The following is an 18,537-nucleotide window of genomic DNA, read 5'->3' on the forward strand; positions in this document are numbered from 1 at the left end:
TAATGACAAAGTATGCGGGTGGCGCGCTTATTCCCGGCCTTTCGGTGGACCGGTCCGATGCAGCGTCACTCTCGATGCAACTCGCCACTTGTCTGCGGGACATGATCCTTTCAGGTGAGCTGCCGCCCGGCACTCGGTTGCCGGCGACCCGTGTTCTGGCCCGCGATCACGGGGTGAGCCGCACCACCGCCGTCACCGTCTACGAGCAGCTTGCCTCCGAGGGCATGGTCACCAGCCATGTGGGCGCGGGCACCTATGTGTCGCAGGAGGTGCGCCCGCACGCCTCCGCCGCGCCGCGCCCGCAGAGCCTGCCCCGCGTGGCGGGTGGGCATTCAGCGCAGTTCTTTCCCCGGCTAGAGCATCCGCGCAGCCCGCGCCCCTTCGTCACCGGCATGCCCGCCTTCGATGCCTTCCCGATGGCGCAATGGGCGCGGATGCAGGCGAAGTACTGGCGCAGCCCTCGAGCCACTATAATGAGCTACCCAGAGGCGGCCGGGATGCCCGCGCTGCGTGAGGCGATCTGTCGCCACCTCCGCGCAAACCGCGGGCTTACCTGCGCGCCCGAGGAGGTGTTCGTGTTCGCCGGGGCGCAGGATGCCTTTCTGCAGCTTGCCCAAATCTTGCTGGAGCCGGGCGACCCGGTCTGGATCGAGAACCCCGGAGCTATCGGCGCCCGCAACGCCTTTCTGGTGCGGGGAGCGCGGTTGGTGCCCGTTCCGGTCGATGCCCAGGGTCTCGATGTTGCTGCAGGTCGAGCCGCCGAGCCGCAGTTTCGCGCGGCATTTACCACCCCTGCGCACCAGCATCCGCTCGGCATGCCCATGTCGCGCGACCGGCGGTTCGAGCTTCTTGAAGAAGCCGAGCGCGCCGAGGCATGGGTAATCGAAGACGACTACGTCGGCGAGTTCCACTACGGCCGCGCGCCTCTGCCGCCGCTGAAGGCGCTCGACGCCGGGGGCCGTGTGATATATGTCGGCACATTCTCCAAGGCTCTGTTTCCCGCCATCCGGCTGGGCTACGCCGTGGTCCCGCCCGGCCTTACGGAAGTGTTCACCCGCACTTTGGAGGCCGCCGCGCACGGCGTGTCGCACTCGGTGCAGGCCGTGGTGGCGAGCTTCATCGAGGAGGGCCGGTTCTCGGCGCATATTCGGAGGATGCGAGACCTGTATCGCGACCGGAGAGACGCGCTAATAGAAGCTGCCGAAGCAAACCTGAGAGGCTTGCTGAAGGTGCAACCCACCGAGACGGGCTTTCACACCGTTGGGCTCTTCCCAGAACCTCGCTGTGAAAAGTCCGCCGCCAAAGCGGCGTTGGCAGAAGGTCTCGCCACCTCGCCCCTGTCCCGCTTCGCGCTTGCTCCTATCGCACAAGAGGGTCTGACTCTCGGCTTTTCTGCCGTGCCGCGGATTGAGATCGAGCGTGGGGTCGAGCGGCTTGCGCGTGCCCTCAGAGCCGCGCCGCGATAAGGTCGGCCGCCTTCTCGCCGATCATCAGTGCGGGTGCATTCAGGTTTCCCGAGGTGATTTGCGGAATGATAGAAGCATCAGCCACAGTCAGCCCTTCGATACCGCGCAGGCGGAGGTCGGGGGCGGTCACGGCGCTCTCTTCCGGCCCCATGGCGCAGGTGCCGCAGGGATGGAAGACCGAACCTGTCACAGCCCGGATGTAGTCCACCAGCGCTGCTCGCTCAGTGACCGCGGGGCCGGGCTTCAACTCGGCCTTCGTGATCTCCGACAAGGGAGCTCTTGCCGCAATCGCCCGCATGATCGGAACCGAAGCCAGCAACTCGGCCATATCTTCCTCTGCGCTAAAATAGTTGGGCCGGATGGATGGCGCCTCTACCGGATCTGAAGAGCGTATGTGCAACTCTCCACGGCTCTTGGGGTGGCAGTTTGAAATGCCGATCATGAAGCCCGCGAAGGCATCAGGCCTCATCAGCCGCCGCTTTCCTGGGAGGGTTTTTGTGTAGCTCAATGGCGAAAAATATAGTTGTAGGTTTGGCCTGTCGCGCCCTGCATCAGACCGAATAAACCCGCCTGCTTGGTTCACACTGAGAGAAAGCGGCCCGCCTCTCGTGATCACATAGCGAAGGCCAGCACCCATCCGCCCAACCCAGCGTCCTAGCGTGGCGTTCAGAGTTGGCACGGTGGCCTCGTAGACAAGGTCAAACCCGATGTGGTCTTGCAGGTTTTGGCCGACCATTGGTGACGAATGAATAGTCTCTATGCCCAGTGAACCTAGTCGCGCGCGGTCACCTATCCCCGATAGCTGGAGAATCTGCGGCGATCCGATTGCTCCAGCCGAGAGAACCACCTGTCGCGTTGCCCGCACACGGGACCGCGTGTCGCCTCGCACGAACTCTACACCAGTGCAGCGCCTTCCATCAAAGGTGAGTCGGGTGACAAGTGCGCCAGTCTCCAGCCGCAAGGCACGCCGCCGCATGGCCGGCCGTAGGTAGCCTGCCGCTGCAGACGAACGAAACCCACCGCGCGTTGTGATCTGGTAGAAGCCAACGCCCTCTTGAGTTGCCCCATTGAAATCGGGGTTCAACCTATGCCCTGCGGCCTGAGCAGCATTTACAAAACTATGGGAAAGCGCGTGTACCTCGGTAGAGGTCTCCTTCACCCCGATTGGGCCACCCGTCGAACGCCACTCGTCGGAACCCGCCAGGTTGTCCTCGAGTCGCTTGAAGTATGGAAGTACATCCGAGTAGCTCCAGCCTTCGCAACCGGCAGCCGCCCATCGATCGTAGTCATCGGCTTGCCCACGGATGAAAACCATAGCGTTGATCGAGCTTGATCCGCCGATCACCTTGCCCCGCGGCCAGTAAGCGGTGCGCCCCCCGAGGCCCTCTTCAGGCTCGGTGTAGTAGCGCCAGTTCAATCGAGGGTGATAGAAGGCCCCGCCATAGCCGATTGGTATGCGGACCCATGGGCTCAGGTCGCCGCCTCCGGCCTCGAGCACACAAACCCGCAGCCCAGCGCGTTCGGCCAGCCTTGCGGCCACGACGCAGCCGGATGAGCCTGCGCCCACAACCACCACGTCACAGTCGATTGTTTCCACGCACGCGCTCCCTAACCCTGCGGCCCTTGAGGCTAATCGCCAATCGGTCTGCCGTCACCGGGCCATTCTTCATCTTTGAGGGGTCCAATCGGCAGGTGCTGGCCCTCGCACTCACCCGACTTCCGTGTCACCCTGTGGTACCCGCTCTCCATTCAGAGGCCCCTTATGCCATCCTTCCGCGACTTGACCCAAAACCATAGCGTTCAGATGGGGACCTATATCGGGGAGTTCACCCAGCCGGGCATTGGCGCGCTGCTCAAGAGTGCGGGCTGTGAGTTCGTGTTTCTCGATATGGAACACAGTGGCATGTCGTTCGAAACGGCAAAGGCCATGGTGCGAACTCTTCATGACTCTGGCATCGCCAGCCTGCTCCGCCCGCCCAGTAGCGCAACGCACCACATTTCTCGTGCCTGCGATACCGGTGCACAGGGTATCATCCCGCCGATGATGGGCAGCGCCGCGCAGGCCCAGGGTGTCATCGACTCCATTAAGTATCCGCCACTCGGAACTCGCGGTGCGGCGTTTGGCTTGGCCCATGATGATTTCACCCCCCTGTCGATCCCGGAGTCGATAGCGCAGGGCAATGCCAAAACCAGCTTCGTTGCCTTGATCGAAACCGCAGAGGGTCTGGAGAGCGTGGAAGAAATTGCATCGCTCCCCGGATGCGATGCCCTATGGATTGGTCAGGTCGACCTTTCGATTTCGCTCGGCGTGCCCGGCGAGATGGATCATCCAAAGCTCGCCTCTGCTACCGATCGGATCATGGCAGCAGCCAAATCGGCTGGAAAGCCCGTGGGGCGAGTGGTCGGCGATACCGATGAGGCGCAACTGCGCATCTCGCAAGGCTGCACATTGATCTGCTATTCCACCGATGTCGGGATCTATCGCAACGCGCTTATGCAGGGCTTCAACGCCATCCGGGCGATCAACCAGCTTTGACCACCGGTCACTCCGCCCATTCGCCTCTGCAGTGCAAGTGGTGAGCCGTGCGGGATTCGAACCTGCGACCCACTGATTAAAAGGCAGTCGGGCAAACTTATTACTTTGGTGCGGATCACTGCATTTCATCATTATTTACAGTGCTTTGGGGTTTTTTGATACAATAATCAGTCGGTTGATTGTGCGTGAAAGTGCGTATAAATGTGCCGTTGTGTATCAAAAAGTGTATCAAAAAATGAGATAGTAGATGCCAACAACCAATTTTGACCGCCTCACGGAAGCGTCCGTCAACAAGCTGCCTATCGGATTGTATGCCCACTCGGGCGACCGTTATCCCGGCTTGAAACTGAACGTCGGCAAACGCAGATCGACGTGGTATCTGCGTGAGCGCGTGGGCGACAAGTTTAAGTCGGCCAAGCTCGGGTCGTTCCCGGACATAACGTTGAAACAAGCCGTCGCATTGTCCGAGAAGCAAGCGGTACACCAGAGCAACGAAACGGCCGCGATCATCAAGACCGTGCGCGATGCTTGGGCGGAGTATCGCAAAGGATCGACCTCGAAGGTAAACACGCTCACGGATCAAGAGAGCAAGCTCGAACGCTACGCTGGTCACATCATGAATAAGTCGCCCGCACAGGTGTCACTGCTCGACGTGCGCCAGTGTCTCCTCGCGATCCCATCCGTCTCGACGCGTCACCACGTCAAAGCCGCATTGAACAACGCTTACTCGATCCTCGACATCCCGACGCCCATTGAGCGTGGCAAGTTGCGCGCCAAGAACATTGGCAAGGTGCGTTCGCGTCCAACCTTCTGGAAAGAGCTCTGCGACGCCGATCCGACGATTGTCCGTGCCGATTGGTCGCCCATGTGGAATGCGATCATGAAGCAACGCGAGCGCAACGTTCTGCGGGGCACAGCATGGATCGTGATGCTATTCACAGGCATCCGGTCGGACGATGTTCGCTCGCTGCGCTGGGATCAGGTCGATCTCGAACGCAAAACGATCCGCCTCGACGAAATGAAGAATGGCGAGACGCGCACGATTCCGGTCGCGCAGACGGTCGTCGACGCGTTGACCGCGATCCGTTCAAACCACGATCTGGTTTTTCCGGCACACAGCAAGTCGGGATATATCGACCACCTCGATACGCTGCGCGCCAAAGTCGGCGACGACGTTGTGCCCGTGCTTCGTCAGCACGACACGCGTCACCACTTCACTTCGGCCTGTGCGCCTGCGCGCGTGCCGTCTTATGCTGCTGCCTTCCTGCGCGGTGACATTACGTCTGCAAATCGCGACGACGCCATGGTCATGGAGTATCAGGAAGACCTCGACCTGCACCATTGCGTGGCGGACATCGAGAAGGTGATCCTAAAGCGAATTAAGGTAGTACCTTCTTTCGAACATTGAACGGCGAGGAGTGGTGCACCATATTGGATTTGTCCAATACCCGTCGTGAGACGCGTGCGCCATTCAGGCGGGACACAGAAATGCCTATGCTGACGATGTGCTGGAAGCGAGTGTAGGTAAAGGTCCCGCGCCAGCTCACATCAACTGAGGGTCCGTCTGTCGATTGAAAGACAAGACGAAAGTTGATGTGCTCACATGCTTACGCAACAAATCCGCGCGCTCGAAGCTCGCATTGAAGAGCTGGAATCCCGGCTCGACTTACCTAACCTGATGACCGCGCGCCAAGTTTGCGCCTATGTCGGAATGTCAGAACGCCGCTTCTATGAATTGAAAGAAGAAGGCGACACACCTCCTGCGATAATTTGGGGCGCACGCTCCGTCCGCTATGACCGCGACGACGTGATTGCTTGGGTGACCGCCCACAAGGCAGGTGCGTGATGGAATTCCAAGATCTGTTTGAAGGCAATCAGGATCGGTTCCTGACTTATACAACCACGGGCGCTCGGCGTGACGATGGCAAGTTGGTCGCGAAGTATCGAACGGTGCAAGAACATGTCACCGACGACCTTTGGCAATGTCACCTCGACGGCAAGCAATCGCTTGGCCTGTCGCCCCTGCGCGACGGCAAAGTAAAATGGGGCGCGGTGGACGTCGATTACTACCCGCTCGAACTCAGCGATGACGACCTGCGCGACCTACTTCGCGAATGGCGCGACCCGTGCCTGATCAGCCGCTCCAAGTCAGGCGGCATTCACATCATCGCCTTTGCCGACGATTGGGTGGACGCTGACATGATGCGGAAGTATCTCACGGCGAAGCGGGACGCCGTGTTGCGCGCTGAACTGATTGACCACGCGCAAGAGATATTCCCGAAGCAAGACGACGGCGACGGCTCGCAAATGAACCTGCCGAGCTTCGGGACGGAACGCGCACCGCTGTTCTACAGCTATCCGGGATTGCAGGGCGTCGTCGGTGACGACATGCCTTGGCATGAGATCGGACGCGTGTCGGAAGGCGACATGGCAAAGGCGATCCTCTCTGCTATGACACCGAAGCCGAAGAAACGCGGACGCCCGACACGCGAACGCAAGTCAGGCGGTGGGTTCGCGCGGCCTACCGAAGGTTACGGTATGCAGGGGCGCAACAACTACCTGTATGCTTGTGGCGCATCAACACGCGCACGCGGCGCGGACAACGATCAGGTGGAAGAGATAATTCGCGTGGTCAACGAGGAGTTCGCGTCAGAAGACAGCGAGCTCGGGCACAAGGGACCGATCACGGATGAACGTCGTTTAAACACGGTCATTCAGCAGGTCAAAAAGCTGAAGCAAGAGCCTGTGCTGGACATCTCCTATGACACGGTCGCACGCATGAACGAAGATTGGGCGATCCTCGTCGTGGACGGCAAGCTCAAATTCTTGCAGGTGTGCACGGGCATGTGCTTTTCGCGCGCTGACTTCCAAACCTACACCCAGCCATTGACGACGATGGTCAACGGCAAGCGTGTCCCGATTGCGCCCCTGTGGATCGCTGATCCTGATCGGGCTGAGTATTCGGGCATCGTGATCGAGGCACCTGACTACGACGGTCCCGGGTTCAACATATTCGAAGGTTGGGCGGTGCAGCCTCGCGCCAGTGACGCGTCACTGTGGGTTGATTATGTCGAGCGCATTCTGTGCGGCGGTGACAAAGACTTGGCGCATTGGGTCATGTCATGGATTGCTGATGGCGTGCAGCGGCCTTGGTCATTGCATCCGGGCACAGCAATCGCGCTGCGCGGTCGTCAAGGCGGTGGCAAGTCATTCCTGGGCAAGATGATCGCTCGCTTACTCAAACCTGCGCAGACGCAAGAAATCGAAGACAGCGGTCGCATGTTCGAGCGGTTCAATCGTCGTCTGTTCGGATCGACGTTCGTCTTCGCAGAAGAGTCCGTGTTCACGGAATCACGCCAGCAGGCAAACCAACTCAAGGTTTTCATCACATCGAACCTGTGGACATACGAGCAAAAGCACCTCGCGACATTTTCGGGCAAGAACGTTCACCGACTGATTGCGACGACCAACGACGAGCAGGCGGTTCACTTGGACGATGATGATCGCCGCTGGACGGTGATCGAGGTAGAAACCATGTTCGACGACATGACCTCTGAGGAGGCACGCGCGGCATGGCAACCCTATTACGAGATCGACCCGAGCGTGGTGTTGGGCTACCTGCTGCAGTACGCGGTTGACCACGACCTGATTGCGCGCCCGCACATCACACATGCGAAACGAGAAGCCAAAATCGCGTCTGATCCTGTGCTTGAGGTGCTGCACAACATCGCGATGGCAGGCGTCGTGCCCGACAATACGCGCGACAATGGTGTAATAGCGTCGGCGGTTTTGCATCGGGAGGCACGCAAGCTTGGCGCGTCGCCTTATGACAAGCCCGTGGTCCTTGCGAACAGGGCGAAGAAGATGTTGGGCCTAGGTTCAGAGGCAACTGTCCGCAATGCGAAGCACATCACCGATTTGCACCGCACGGTTGATGGTGACGGTGCGCCGATGATCCACCCGGTGTTCGGGAATGGTGGGCAGGCGCGCGGGTTCGATCTCGGGCCGCTGTCCGAGTTTCGTGCGAAGCTGGCTCGCATCACTGGAGCGACGTATCCTGACGGAGGTTGGGAGCCGTACGGCGTGCCTCAGCCAAACGATGATGGCGAGCCTCGGGCATCGGCGGCGGACGTGGAGCGCATGTACGAAGAACGGTACATGCGGAAGCATGGCGAGGCATCGCCGTTCTGATATGTCTAGTTTATGTCGAGATGTCGGGTGTCGAGTGTGATTGACTTTGCCTCACATATAAATTCGGACGGCATTATGGTCTGACTGAAATACTCTCAATACACTGACATACTCGACATACTTGACAGGAAACCCAGTGCAGCAAGCGTCTGCTGATATGTCGAGTTGCTGGAAGTCGACATAGGTCGACATCAGAGTGTCATGCGTGTCGGTTGAGTCACCCGCTTTCCTCCCGCTTTCTCCGAGGTGCAATCGTTTCAGAAGCGGCCAACTGATTTAATATCAGCCGCCGCATTCAAAAATATCCCAGTAAAATATGGCGCTATCCGTGGTCGCACGGCAGTTTTGATACGCGCTTTGATACAGCACCTCAGATATCCAGCAAAAGACCTCGTTTCGATCACACAACGCAACCTTCAGTTGATACGCGTTGAACGTCACGACCAACCACACTGCGGCGCATCGGGGGTGGGTTGGTGTGGCCCGAGCGTTCTCCCTAACTCGCGCTCGGTGATGAAACCTCGATGCGTCGCGCCCAAGGGAAAGGAACGACATGACCAGCAAGCTGCTGCCCACACAATCAATGCGCGTCTACGCGTCCGTCGAGCACGACGTGGCGACCGTCGTGCAACAGACGAACACTAACAAGACCCAACTGGACGTGCCGGGCGCGGTCGAGCTGGCCGCTGTCCTTAAGACAATGCTCATGCCCGACACCACCCCCTTCTACGGCAGTGCGTTCAACGCCATTCCGCTAGATGCCAGTGTCAAAATCGAAAGTCCCCCATATTCCGCGAAGGCCGTCGAGGTGCCGTGGCGTTTCATCACGCCCCTGATCTCCGACCTCCAATAATGGCTCGCAACGCCCTAATCCTTACGCCCGGGCGCAAATCGACACCGGAACAACGCTTCGTCGCCGCGATCATCGCGCAGGCTTTTTCGGACATGTCAGGCGCTGCCACCGATAAGGTCAGCCAATCGACATCGAACAGCAATAACGCTCAGCGCGCCATGATTTTCCTAACCGAGCGTCACGGTGCGTTTGCCAAGTGGCGGAACGAACTGTGCGACTACCTCGGTTTCGACGGTGACGTACTTGCGGAGCGTGTTCGCTCAATTCTCGACAGTGACCTTCCGTGGCCGCGACAGCTTGGCGCCCAAGGTGTTGCGATCAAGCACGCGGAACAAAAGCCGACCGCGCTCGTGCCTTGTGGCAGCACCTGAAAAAGAGACCGTAAGACCTAATGTTCCGGTCGAACACAACCATAGCGGGTAATACATTCATTCTGAGCGCGGCGCGCATCGTCTTTCTTTTGAACCATGGGAACGGGCGCGGTCTAGCACATCACCGCGCCCGTTGCTTTGAAAGGACGACGACATGCCAGACGACACGAACACCGCCATTAAGGCGCTCATCAAGCAAGTTTCGACTCTCACGGAAACCGTGACCGCGCAGCAATCCACCATTGACGGCATCAAGCAGCACAACGACCGCTTGCTCGATCAGATCAAGGACAACAAACGCGCAACCCAGAATCCCGCTTTCCCACCTGCATCCATTCCTCCGGGCATGGTTCAGGGCGAGGACGGCAACTGGTATCCGAAGAACGCAAACCCGACGCACTCGCTGTCCCGCAGCGACGCCCGCGATCCCGTGAAGTATCACTCGGCGAAGAAAGCGGCCCAATGGGCTGGCGCGACCCTGACGATCACCGACGACGCCCCAACCCTCGACAACCATCGACGCAACACGCGTACGCCCATAGACACAAGCCTCAAGACCCGCCTCGTTAAAGACGAGGATCGTCAGGTCGCATACCTGCGACGCGACGACATGAAGGACGCGCGGCAATACCAAACGCTCCGGCGTGAAGGTTTTCGTTGTGCAATCGTGGGACACGTCCGACGACCTCCCCGAGCACATGCAACGCAAGCTCCAATTGATGGAGAAGGCGCATGAAAGCAATTGATAGGGCCTGCCTTCAATACGCGACGCAGGTAGTGGTTGGACGAGACGCTTTCTACGTCGCCTCAGACGTTCGTTTGCTGGATGGGGAGCGCCTGACCGCACTTGATCCGTCAGACAGCGTTCTGGATGCAGTCATCGCCCTCTTAGCATCGACGATGAAACTGCACCTGCTCGGCTGCACTGCGGGCCAGCTTTTCAATGACCTTCTGCGGGCAGGCGTTGGGGAACAGTTGGCTGAGCGTGTTCATGACCATGTGGGCGATGTCTCCGATCCTGAATGGGCGGCCCTCCGGGCACGCATCCGTTGGTATGCGGACGAACATAAACAGGCGCTCGACAGCACCCAACCGATGACCGAGGTGACAGATGGCGGGCAATAAGGCGTCGGGTCGTCCGAACACGAACCTGAAACACCCAGACAAGAACGCGATCATCCGGCAGATCGTCGAATCCGAGTTGGACGCGCCGGGTTGCAAGACGTTCGCGGACATCGCGAAGCGCCTCGGGACCACGACAGAAGTGATTTGGCGGTTCCGGGAAAACCACATCACGGAGGAGATGCGGCGCGAGGTTGCGGCGAAGCTGAAACTCGAATCCATCGACGCGACGACCGAGTTCCTCAATCCGGAACGGCTGGACATCGCGACCACCTATGAAAGTCTCGCCCGCCGTGTGGAGAAGCTGATCACGAAGGCCGAGGAGAACGAGGACGACGCGTTCGCCCTGGCTGCGATGGAAGGCCTGAGAAAGGTGCTGAAAGACATCGCAACCATGCACGGGAAGATGAACCAGAATCTCACCGTGGACATCAAGCTTTCGGAATCGCCTGAGTGGGTGACGCTCAAAACGATCCTGCAAGCCGTCTGCGAGGAGGTGCCAGCAGCGAGGGAACCGCTGCTGCTTCACATGCGCCACCACGTCCTTTCGATCACGAAGGAGCAAGGCGATCCCTTTTGATGCGCTCATACCATGGTGCGAAGACCTAGAACGCTCGCTCGACCCGAGCGCGCGGCTAGCACACTGGATTGGTCACAGGCCCGACCAGTGGCAGTTGGATGCTTTTCTGTCCAAGAGCAGTGAAGTGGCTTTGCGAGTGTGCCGCCAAGCTGGGAAGACGTCCGTGCTAGCCGCGCGTGCGGTCGAGGAATTACACATCCCGAACTCACTCACCATCTGCGTCGCGCCTGCGGAACGTCAGGCGAAGATCATCGCACGGGAGATCGGGCGTCAGCTTCAAAACACAGAGCTGCAAATCACACGACCGACGCAGACCGAACTCGAACTGAGCAACGGCGCGCGTGTCGTCGCGTTGCCGTCCACCTCAGACACCATTCGCGGGTTCATGTCGGTGTCGCTGCTGATCATCGACGAGTGCGCGTTCTTGCAAGGGGAAGGTGGCGGTGAGGACCTGATTGCGGGCGTCCTGCCAATGCTCACGGAAGACGGTCAGGTGTATTTCTCATCCACGCCTGCAGGGAAAAACAATTACTTCGCAAAGCTGTTCACCGAGGCAAAGCCGGGTGATGGCGTAGAGCGGATCGTCGTCAAGGGAACGGAAATCCCACGACTGAAAGAGAAGGTCGAACGGATGCGGCGCACGCTGTCCGCAACGAAGTTCAGACAGGAAATCCTCGTCGAAATGCTCGCCGATGGGCAGGCGTACTTCCAGATGGATTTGATCGAGGCCGCAACAAGCACGGAGGGCGCGGTATGTCCAAAGATGTAGAATACCAGAACAACAAACACGACCTGCACTTCCTACCGGATGGGCGCGTCGTCAACGAGACACATCAGGACCCGGCGATCCCACGCGTTGAAGGGTATCAACGTTTCTGGATTGCGGCGGACCTTGGACAGGCGAATGACTACACGGCGGTCATCGCGATCAAGGACGAGTGCCTGCCGATCATCGAAGACAGCAAGGTGATCCTTGGGCCTCGGGAACGGACAGTCGTCTACGCGGATCGCTTTCGCGACGTGTCATACGTCGATGTCTGCGACCACCTGATCCGACTTACGAACGCGCCGCCATTCGGGGGTAAGTCGGAACTCGTGATCGACGGCACATCACTCGGGCGCGTCGTCTCGGACATGTTGTTCGAGCAAAGCGTGCCGCATCGCGCCGTCCAGATGACGGGCGGGCAATCGTGGTCGGAGGAAGGGGCGCGATACGTGAACGCCGGGAAGACGTTCATGATCGAGAACACGTCCGTTCTGTTCGCGAGTGGATCACTCAAGTTCGCGCACGACCTGTCGCTGCGCAAAGAGATCGAGGGCGACCTTGCATCCTTCTCGCTGCAAACGACGGCCGCTGGAAATCAGATCATCACGCAGGCACGAACAACCGCTGGACACGGCGACCTCGGCATCTCGTTGATCGTCGGCGCGTTCGCGTCGCAAAACCTGCCGGGGCAAACGATGCGCGTCTATCACCTTCAAGGCTGGACATAGAAAGGAACACGCCATGGCGCACTATGAGATCATCACCGAAGAGGCACCTGAATACAAACCATCTCGCACGACAGGCGACCCAGTAGGTCGCACGAAAGTCATCGTGGAGTGGAAGGACGTTCCTAGCAGTGACGACTTGAAGCGTTTCGAAGATCAGCGTCCACCGCACCTATACTCGGCATTCCATTTTGTCGAAGGTGTCGGGATGACCCACCAAAACTAAAACGGGATTTCATCGTCTGATTGATTGAGGATGTCCTTCGAGTCGAACCCGCTTTGGTCGAAAGTCGGAAGATTGTGACTTCGCGATCTGTTATGCTCGGCAGCGATAACCCGCAGGTTTGATGGGACATGCAACCCACATATGTAAAAGTTCCCAGTTTCGGGGCACGTGCCATGTAATGGCACAATGTGATCGACCTGCCATTTCCCGCTCCGAACCGCTTCTAAATGCTGCGCGACGAGGTACAGCTCTAGCATTGATTCTTTTTGGCCTGCCGATAGCCATACGGGCATGGCCGGTCCAGCACGCTTGCACGCCATTCGAAACGCGTCTTTGGCACGCTTGCGAAACACAGCATCGCGCCTGCGAAGATGGGCGTCTTCGACTTCCAATTCGCGAGCCTCTTCAGGCGTAAGATTTTTCCTCCAGTCTTCCATTACTGCTTTATCTTGCCAGATGATGGCATTTGGATGACGAGCTAGGCGGAAACCGCGTCTCTCGTCGGGCTCATGCATACTGAGTGCGTGCTGGACCGACGAGATCGACTAGCGACCCAGTAAATTCGCGCAGCGATGCGGTGTCTTCGGGTTTTCCGCAATGCATCACTTTATTTGTTAGGAGTTCCTAGAGAACGCGGAAAACTGATCTTTGGATGCCCGCTCAATGAGGTATTGCAATCTTTTGCCGTCAGCATCGGCAAGCGGTATCAGGCTTTGCCTGAAAGTTTGTCGCCAATCGCTCTTTGCGCTTGTGAGTAAAAGCGTGCTAGCTATCTGAGAAAACGTAATCCACCTTTCCTGTTCAAGCACAATTGCTGGTTTCGTCTCCAGAGCAATTGGAAAGGCTGTATCGTAGTCTCCACCTAATTGAAGCCTCTTAGGACTTGTGCTTCTGACGATCCGCGTATCTGAGATCGCTGATACTCCGCTAGAAACATAAGTAATTAGGGTGTCGCCTTGTTCGATTTCGCCAGCCATTTTTATTTTTCGCTCCGGCAAACCGAACTCAACAAAACCATTTTGGGAGTCCAAGTGCCAGTTCTCAAGCCGCTCCACAATCATCCAATACTTCAAAACTAGCTGGCTCCCCAATCCCACCACCGTCAGTAACGTGAAATTATAGCGTAAATATCTACTACACACTAGCGCATTACCGGACTGGTTGGTCGTACCCCGGAAAGGACATCAACTCTTAGCTATGAGGTCTCTGTCCGATCGGGCAGTAGAGTCTGCGAATTGCAAGGTAGTCTGACTTGCGAGCCAACCACAACTTGTCGGCAAACAAGACCGTCTTCCTCTGGCAGATAGCTCACCTAGGCCCAAACAATCCATCTTGCTTTTCAACCTCTAGCAGTAGACGGTTCGCTGACGGAGGAATGATGGCCAAGATCGAAATTATCAAACCAGTTGATCAAGCTACGGGGAAACGACGTCTCCTAGACGATCTGAAATCCGACTTGGAGACAGCTGACTTCAATGAATTGAGGTGGCTTGTTGCCTATGCGAAGTCCGGTCCACTGCATCGATTAGCCCAAAGACTTGAAGATTGGCGAAAGAAAGGGAACAAGACGCGAGCGATCTTCGGGATTGACCAGCAAGGAACCAGCGTTGAAGCATTAGAACTGGCCTTGTCTCTGTGTGATGAAGTCTTTGTGACACAAGAGCGAGGAATCACATTCCACCCGAAGGCATACATTTTCTCAGGTACGACCAGGGCTAGGCTCTATTTGGGGTCGAGCAATTTGACCGTTGGAGGAACGGAGACCAATTTCGAAGCGAACATGATCGTAGATGCCACACTACCCGGTGATCAGCAGGTGCTCGACGAGGCAAACGAAATGTGGGAACAGCTTCTTCCGGCGTCCTGCCCTGCAAGCCAATTGCTTGACCCATCCCTGTTAAAAAAGCTGATAGCCGACGGCGATATTGTACACGAGGCAACGATCAACGCTTCTAGAAAGAAAGCATTCGCGACCCGAAAGCCAGCAAAGGCAAAGAGTGGACTCAAATTAAAACCACCCTCCGCGCTACCTGGCAGTGCCAAGTCAAAGAAAAAGGTAGCGGCGGCAGGTGCTCACGCAACCCTCGGAGAACTAGCGCACGCTGCTCCAGCAGCAGCAACAGGCTTGGCAATTCAAATCGTCCCTCACCACAATGGCGAGATATTTTTGAGCAAAACTGCCATTAATCAGAACCCAAGCTTTTTTGGCTTCCCATTCACCGGAATGACAACCCCAAAGAGTGCCGCAGGCAAACCATACCCTCAAAGAGACCCTGATCCGGTTGTAAACATACAAGTTTATGGCGCGGGTGGATCTCTATTTCTTCAGGAGAAGTCTTATTCTCTGAACACAGTATTCTATGAAACGAAGGGAGAAATTCGAATAACCGCGTCCATTCTTGTTCCAGTTGTTCCTGATTATTCGATCCTAGTTATGGAGGATAGTATACAAGGCGGCGTTGACTACGATCTCACAATTCACCGACCGGACAGTCCTGACTATCCCGCTTGGGAAGCGATGTGTAATCAAGTGATGCCAAGCGGTGGTAAAGGTCAAGCTCGGAGGTTTGGATGGTTTTAACTCTTCCTGAAGATTAGGATGTCATTTTCAGTTATCGCATTCTTCATATGAAGCATTCGTTCCGTGGTCACATCAATCTGTATATGTGGTAAAACCTCCAAACCCAAATTCTCCGCTATCTGAGCGACGTGCAGGCAAGTCGGAATTGCGAACCAATCGTCCCCAACTTTAGTACGACTATCCCCAACCACATAATAGGCCAATGCCCCCGGCTTCATTGCCAGTTTCACTTGTTTCAGCGTGTCACCGATGTCGCGGAAATAACGTAGCAATAAAGCGGGCATATTTTTACGTCTGAAACCAACATTAGACGATTCGTTACCTTCCCTAATAAAATTCAGTGTCTCCAGTACTGGCTCTGGAAGATCAACAGTGCCGCTAATGATCTCGCTTTCAAAAGCGAGCCGATCCTTTGTCTTTATCTCCCGCGAACCAGTTAGGTGCTCTTCAACTCTAGAGCGTTCCGACGAAGAAATTCCCATCAGAGCCAAAATCGACAAGCGGTCGGTGTCGATGTACGGCAACGCGGTCGCATATGGCGGGCTTGTTACCACACAATCGACCGAAGCGCCGGCCACACCTGCATTGGAAAAACTGAGTGGAAGACGGGAGTCTGCTTCAAAAATTGAGGGAGCAAGACGCTCTCCAAGTTGTCGCGCAGCAATAGACCAATATTTCTGGAGGCGCATCATCTGCTCTTCAAGTTTGCGCAGAAAAAGCTCGAAAACTGGCGCATCTACGATGGGCGCCTTCCTACGTCTAATCCGTAGGTCACTTGGTTCCTGCTGAGAAACCTCCCTAACAATGCTGCTGACAAGTACTTCGAAGAAGTCAACAAGTGTTGCATTGCCGAGTAGGCGTATTCTCCCAAGCAAGAAGTTGATTTTGGCGAGTACAGGGGTGGAAAACCAGCGCTCTAATTCTGCGTGTGCAGCATCCGGAAATTGTGTCATTTCGAGTTTCGGAGTCTTTTCTGGAATCGCCAACACCAAAGACTGTGCTGCAAGCTCAACAAGTTCCGGATCAATCAGCAATATACCCGATTTAGCGCGTGCGATTTTCGCCGCGAGTGGGTTCATGTCGAAACCGACCGCTCGGTATCCGTTCAGCAAGCATTCAAGCGGGACAGTGCCGCTACCACAGTATGGGTCAAGAACTGTTGAACCAACATCGATACCCGACGAGTTCAACAAGCTCTTCGCTAATTGTGGATAGAATTTTCCTTTGTAAGCATGCAGCCCGTGAGTTGCATACTTTGGATCTTTCCTTGTTGCGCGATCCGCGTCACCATTTTCAAGAACTTTTTGCCAAACTGGCTGACCCGTTGACGAGTTTTCAGGTGTGACAAATGTAGAGAACGCAGTCCGGCGCAGGTTCCAAAGCTGGGGTTGCTGAACTTCCAAGTTTACTGTTTCAACCGCATCGGCTTCGACTATCGGATCGAGACCGAGGCCGTCGAGTTCTGAAGCTCGTAGCGTTCGCTCATAGCCCCACATTTTGTAGGCGGGCCCGGTGATAGTTACTTGGATTGGCGAATTGGGGCGCCTGAGGACGAGTAATTGTTCCGATCTTGCTCGCCGAGCGGGTTGGGCAAACGACCTTTTGGTGTTGTGTATTGGACGGCTAATTGTTCCAATTACTTGGTACCCGCATCTCTTGGCTATCTCAGCCAGAGCTCCCGATGTAGAGAATTGCGTTCCTTTAAATACGGCGTCACCCACGACAAAAACTGCGAAACGGCCAGGCTGCAACACCTCAAAGCACCCTGACAGAACCTTTTCCATCTCCTCTACGTACTCAGAGAAATCTGTGCCTTTTCGTTGGTGCTTCAGATGCGATCCAATCTCAACTGCTCCGAATTTCCGCGGATCAAAACCTAGCCAGAAAAGACGGAAGCGATGGTACAGATGATAGTCAGTAGCATTAGGGTATGGAGGCGAAGTTACTATCAAATCGACTGAAGAAGGCGGCAAGAGTTCTGGAATAGACAACCGTGTATCTGCTTCAAGAAAGTTGGCAGATGCTCCACGCATAGTGGAACGCGCGACTTGAAGCTTCTTGACGACTGTTCGAAGTGATTCCTGAAAAGCTCTCAGAGTAAAGCCGGCCGGCAAATCCTTCGGTTTGGCTACGTAGCGTGTTTCAGAATCTTGGTTTGAGACACGAGTTACGATTCTTGCGAAGGCGACATGAGCGACATCCTCCGCGACGCCAGAAGTGAATGACAAAATCAGATGCCGAAGTAGTGCTAACTCGCTCGCTGCCGAGTTACAGAACCATTTCTCAAAATTCGGAATCTCGGGCACTTGGTTTGCGTGACGAATCATCAGCTCTTGTGACCACCGCTCGGTCTTACCTTTCGCTTCGGACACATAGCTTTGGACCGCGACACCAAGAGATTCGAGCTCACGTTCCGATGCTTCGTTCAAGCAGGCGACTTTGGCCCTGCCAACTAAGGCTGAAAGAGGGTTTGCATCTAAAGAAACGGCGCTTCGCTTCAATCGGACAGCTTCGACAGCAGTCGTTCCGCTCCCGCCGAAGGGATCGAAAACAGTGTCCCCGGGCATTGAGAGGGCCGCGATTAAGTGCGCAGGTATTTGCGGAGGGAATTTGGCAGGATAGGGATGCAGGTCATGCGTAAGGTATCGCGTGTCCGCGGAAGTGAATGACCAGTCAACGCCTTCTAGAACTGATAGTGCATCAGTTTCGAGGAGCTTTGACATGCTTGAAGGGGTCTGCATACCATCCGCCAAATCGGCGTAGGTGGGCTCTATCGCGTCCTCAATTTGGTCGTCAATCCACTCCGCAAAGCTTTCTCCTTGAAGATCCAGTCTAGCAGCAAGAGCTGCCTTTCGTTCTTCAGACGTTTCAAGGACTAGGCGCTGTTTCGACATGAATCTGCAATATTGTTCCTATTTGCAGAATCTGTATCGCTTGCACCACTGCGATGCAACTGGAAGCATCCAAAGCTTGCAGTTTTTTGCAGCCCCAAGCATGAACCATTCTCGATGCGGCACCCGCAACCTACTCTACGATAATCTACTGGCTCCGATCCTTGATGACAGGGGGCCGTAGTTGCTTGATGTCGATTGTATCAAAATCGTATCATAAAAACGAAAA

General features: G+C 56.3%; 18 protein-coding genes. 14 read left to right on the forward strand and 4 right to left on the reverse strand.

All coding sequences use genetic code 11. The features are described 5' to 3' along the window. The first annotated feature begins 2 nt into the window (after nt 1–2). Complete coding sequence (gene pdxR, locus ACUXVX_RS02120; RefSeq protein WP_446310166.1) at nt 3–1,466, forward strand: MocR-like pyridoxine biosynthesis transcription factor PdxR; 1,464 nt, start codon at nt 3–5, stop codon at nt 1,464–1,466. On the opposite strand, the gene ACUXVX_RS02125 is transcribed toward pdxR, so the two are convergent. Further along, entirely contained in the window at nt 1,447–3,063 is a 1,617-nt protein-coding gene (locus tag ACUXVX_RS02125) for a GMC family oxidoreductase (protein WP_446310167.1), read from the reverse strand. The two genes, pdxR and ACUXVX_RS02125, sit on opposite strands and share 20 nt — an antisense overlap. Before the next feature lie 207 nt (nt 3,064–3,270). On the opposite strand from ACUXVX_RS02125, the gene ACUXVX_RS02130 reads away from it, so the two are divergent. The 12 genes from ACUXVX_RS02130 to ACUXVX_RS02185 all read left to right on the forward strand — a co-directional run bounded on the left by ACUXVX_RS02130 (nt 3,271) and on the right by ACUXVX_RS02185 (nt 12,836). Further along, on the forward strand, nt 3,271–4,002 hold the full coding sequence (locus ACUXVX_RS02130) for an HpcH/HpaI aldolase family protein (protein ID WP_446310168.1): 732 nt from the start codon (nt 3,271–3,273) through the stop codon (nt 4,000–4,002). A gap of 247 nt (nt 4,003–4,249) precedes the next feature. Then, nucleotides 4,250–5,410 carry a tyrosine-type recombinase/integrase gene (locus ACUXVX_RS02135; RefSeq protein WP_446310169.1) on the forward strand — a complete coding sequence of 387 codons (1,161 nt, stop codon included), beginning with the start codon at nt 4,250–4,252 and terminating at the stop codon, nt 5,408–5,410. 195 nt (nt 5,411–5,605) lie between these two features. Continuing rightward, nucleotides 5,606–5,848 carry a helix-turn-helix transcriptional regulator gene (locus ACUXVX_RS02140; protein WP_446310170.1) on the forward strand — a complete coding sequence of 81 codons (243 nt, stop codon included), beginning with the start codon at nt 5,606–5,608 and terminating at the stop codon, nt 5,846–5,848. Beyond that, a complete protein-coding gene (locus tag ACUXVX_RS02145) occupies nt 5,848–8,193 on the forward strand; it encodes a DUF5906 domain-containing protein (RefSeq protein ID WP_446310171.1) in 2,346 nt (781 codons plus the stop codon). The genes ACUXVX_RS02140 and ACUXVX_RS02145 overlap by 1 nt, the downstream gene beginning before the upstream one ends. A 553-nt stretch (nt 8,194–8,746) precedes the next feature. Continuing rightward, nucleotides 8,747–9,046, forward strand: a complete 300-nt coding sequence (locus ACUXVX_RS02150) for a hypothetical protein (RefSeq protein WP_446310172.1) — start codon at nt 8,747–8,749, stop codon at nt 9,044–9,046. Beyond that, nucleotides 9,046–9,417 (forward strand): hypothetical protein, encoded by a 372-nt coding sequence (locus ACUXVX_RS02155; protein ID WP_446310173.1) that lies wholly within the window; start codon nt 9,046–9,048, stop codon nt 9,415–9,417. Before ACUXVX_RS02150 ends, ACUXVX_RS02155 begins: the two co-directional genes overlap by 1 nt. A gap of 154 nt (nt 9,418–9,571) precedes the next feature. Then, entirely contained in the window at nt 9,572–10,153 is a 582-nt protein-coding gene (locus ACUXVX_RS02160; RefSeq protein WP_446310174.1) for a hypothetical protein, read from the forward strand. After that, nucleotides 10,150–10,542, forward strand: a complete 393-nt coding sequence (locus ACUXVX_RS02165) for a hypothetical protein (RefSeq protein ID WP_446310175.1) — start codon at nt 10,150–10,152, stop codon at nt 10,540–10,542. Before ACUXVX_RS02160 ends, ACUXVX_RS02165 begins: the two co-directional genes overlap by 4 nt. Continuing rightward, nucleotides 10,529–11,119, forward strand: coding sequence for a hypothetical protein (locus ACUXVX_RS02170; protein ID WP_446310176.1), 591 nt, complete (start codon nt 10,529–10,531; stop codon nt 11,117–11,119). The genes ACUXVX_RS02165 and ACUXVX_RS02170 overlap by 14 nt, the downstream gene beginning before the upstream one ends. A 163-nt stretch (nt 11,120–11,282) precedes the next feature. Then, nucleotides 11,283–11,888, forward strand: coding sequence for a terminase large subunit domain-containing protein (locus ACUXVX_RS02175; RefSeq protein ID WP_446310177.1), 606 nt, complete (start codon nt 11,283–11,285; stop codon nt 11,886–11,888). Further along, nucleotides 11,873–12,613, forward strand: a complete 741-nt coding sequence (locus tag ACUXVX_RS02180) for a hypothetical protein (RefSeq protein WP_446310178.1) — start codon at nt 11,873–11,875, stop codon at nt 12,611–12,613. Before ACUXVX_RS02175 ends, ACUXVX_RS02180 begins: the two co-directional genes overlap by 16 nt. Nucleotides 12,614–12,626: 13 nt before the next feature. Beyond that, nucleotides 12,627–12,836: a hypothetical protein gene (locus ACUXVX_RS02185; protein WP_446310179.1), complete on the forward strand. Its 210-nt coding sequence runs from the start codon at nt 12,627–12,629 to the stop codon at nt 12,834–12,836. Here ACUXVX_RS02185 and ACUXVX_RS02190 read toward each other — a convergent pair. Next, nucleotides 12,833–13,273, reverse strand: coding sequence for a hypothetical protein (locus tag ACUXVX_RS02190; RefSeq protein ID WP_446310180.1), 441 nt, complete (start codon nt 13,271–13,273; stop codon nt 12,833–12,835). The genes ACUXVX_RS02185 and ACUXVX_RS02190 overlap by 4 nt on opposite strands. Nucleotides 13,274–13,450: 177 nt before the next feature. Then, the gene (locus tag ACUXVX_RS02195) at nt 13,451–13,897 is read right to left on the reverse strand and encodes a hypothetical protein (RefSeq protein WP_446310181.1); all 447 of its coding nucleotides are present in this window, start codon (nt 13,895–13,897) and stop codon (nt 13,451–13,453) included. Between the two features lie 317 nt (nt 13,898–14,214). On the opposite strand from ACUXVX_RS02195, the gene ACUXVX_RS02200 reads away from it, so the two are divergent. After that, nucleotides 14,215–15,417, forward strand: coding sequence for a phospholipase D-like domain-containing protein (locus ACUXVX_RS02200; RefSeq protein WP_446310182.1), 1,203 nt, complete (start codon nt 14,215–14,217; stop codon nt 15,415–15,417). Here the strand turns inward: ACUXVX_RS02200 and ACUXVX_RS02205 are convergent. Further along, on the reverse strand, nt 15,414–18,311 hold the full coding sequence (locus tag ACUXVX_RS02205; protein ID WP_446310183.1) for a DNA methyltransferase: 2,898 nt from the start codon (nt 18,309–18,311) through the stop codon (nt 15,414–15,416). The genes ACUXVX_RS02200 and ACUXVX_RS02205 overlap by 4 nt on opposite strands. Nucleotides 18,312–18,537: the final 226 nt, after the last annotated feature.

The organism is Vannielia sp. SX4, from assembly GCF_052828525.1.

What these genes read in the sequence shown, in the direction of transcription:
- ACUXVX_RS02140 (WP_446310170.1), top strand. Translation starts at nt 5,606, where the DNA reads ATGCTTACGCAACAAATCCGCGCGCTCGAAGCTCGCATTGAAGAGCTG.
- ACUXVX_RS02145 (WP_446310171.1), top strand. Translation starts at nt 5,848, where the DNA reads ATGGAATTCCAAGATCTGTTTGAAGGCAATCAGGATCGGTTCCTGACT.
- ACUXVX_RS02180 (WP_446310178.1), top strand. Translation starts at nt 11,873, where the DNA reads ATGTCCAAAGATGTAGAATACCAGAACAACAAACACGACCTGCACTTC.
- ACUXVX_RS02135 (WP_446310169.1), top strand. Translation starts at nt 4,250, where the DNA reads ATGCCAACAACCAATTTTGACCGCCTCACGGAAGCGTCCGTCAACAAG.
- ACUXVX_RS02160 (WP_446310174.1), top strand. Translation starts at nt 9,572, where the DNA reads ATGCCAGACGACACGAACACCGCCATTAAGGCGCTCATCAAGCAAGTT.
- ACUXVX_RS02195 (WP_446310181.1), bottom strand. Translation starts at nt 13,897, where the DNA reads ATGATTGTGGAGCGGCTTGAGAACTGGCACTTGGACTCCCAAAATGGT.
- ACUXVX_RS02170 (WP_446310176.1), top strand. Translation starts at nt 10,529, where the DNA reads ATGGCGGGCAATAAGGCGTCGGGTCGTCCGAACACGAACCTGAAACAC.
- ACUXVX_RS02150 (WP_446310172.1), top strand. Translation starts at nt 8,747, where the DNA reads ATGACCAGCAAGCTGCTGCCCACACAATCAATGCGCGTCTACGCGTCC.
- ACUXVX_RS02155 (WP_446310173.1), top strand. Translation starts at nt 9,046, where the DNA reads ATGGCTCGCAACGCCCTAATCCTTACGCCCGGGCGCAAATCGACACCG.
- ACUXVX_RS02200 (WP_446310182.1), top strand. Translation starts at nt 14,215, where the DNA reads ATGGCCAAGATCGAAATTATCAAACCAGTTGATCAAGCTACGGGGAAA.
- ACUXVX_RS02185 (WP_446310179.1), top strand. Translation starts at nt 12,627, where the DNA reads ATGGCGCACTATGAGATCATCACCGAAGAGGCACCTGAATACAAACCA.
- ACUXVX_RS02130 (WP_446310168.1), top strand. Translation starts at nt 3,271, where the DNA reads ATGGGGACCTATATCGGGGAGTTCACCCAGCCGGGCATTGGCGCGCTG.
- ACUXVX_RS02165 (WP_446310175.1), top strand. Translation starts at nt 10,150, where the DNA reads ATGAAAGCAATTGATAGGGCCTGCCTTCAATACGCGACGCAGGTAGTG.
- pdxR (WP_446310166.1), top strand. Translation starts at nt 3, where the DNA reads ATGACAAAGTATGCGGGTGGCGCGCTTATTCCCGGCCTTTCGGTGGAC.
- ACUXVX_RS02190 (WP_446310180.1), bottom strand. Translation starts at nt 13,273, where the DNA reads ATGGAAGACTGGAGGAAAAATCTTACGCCTGAAGAGGCTCGCGAATTG.
- ACUXVX_RS02205 (WP_446310183.1), bottom strand. Translation starts at nt 18,311, where the DNA reads ATGTCGAAACAGCGCCTAGTCCTTGAAACGTCTGAAGAACGAAAGGCA.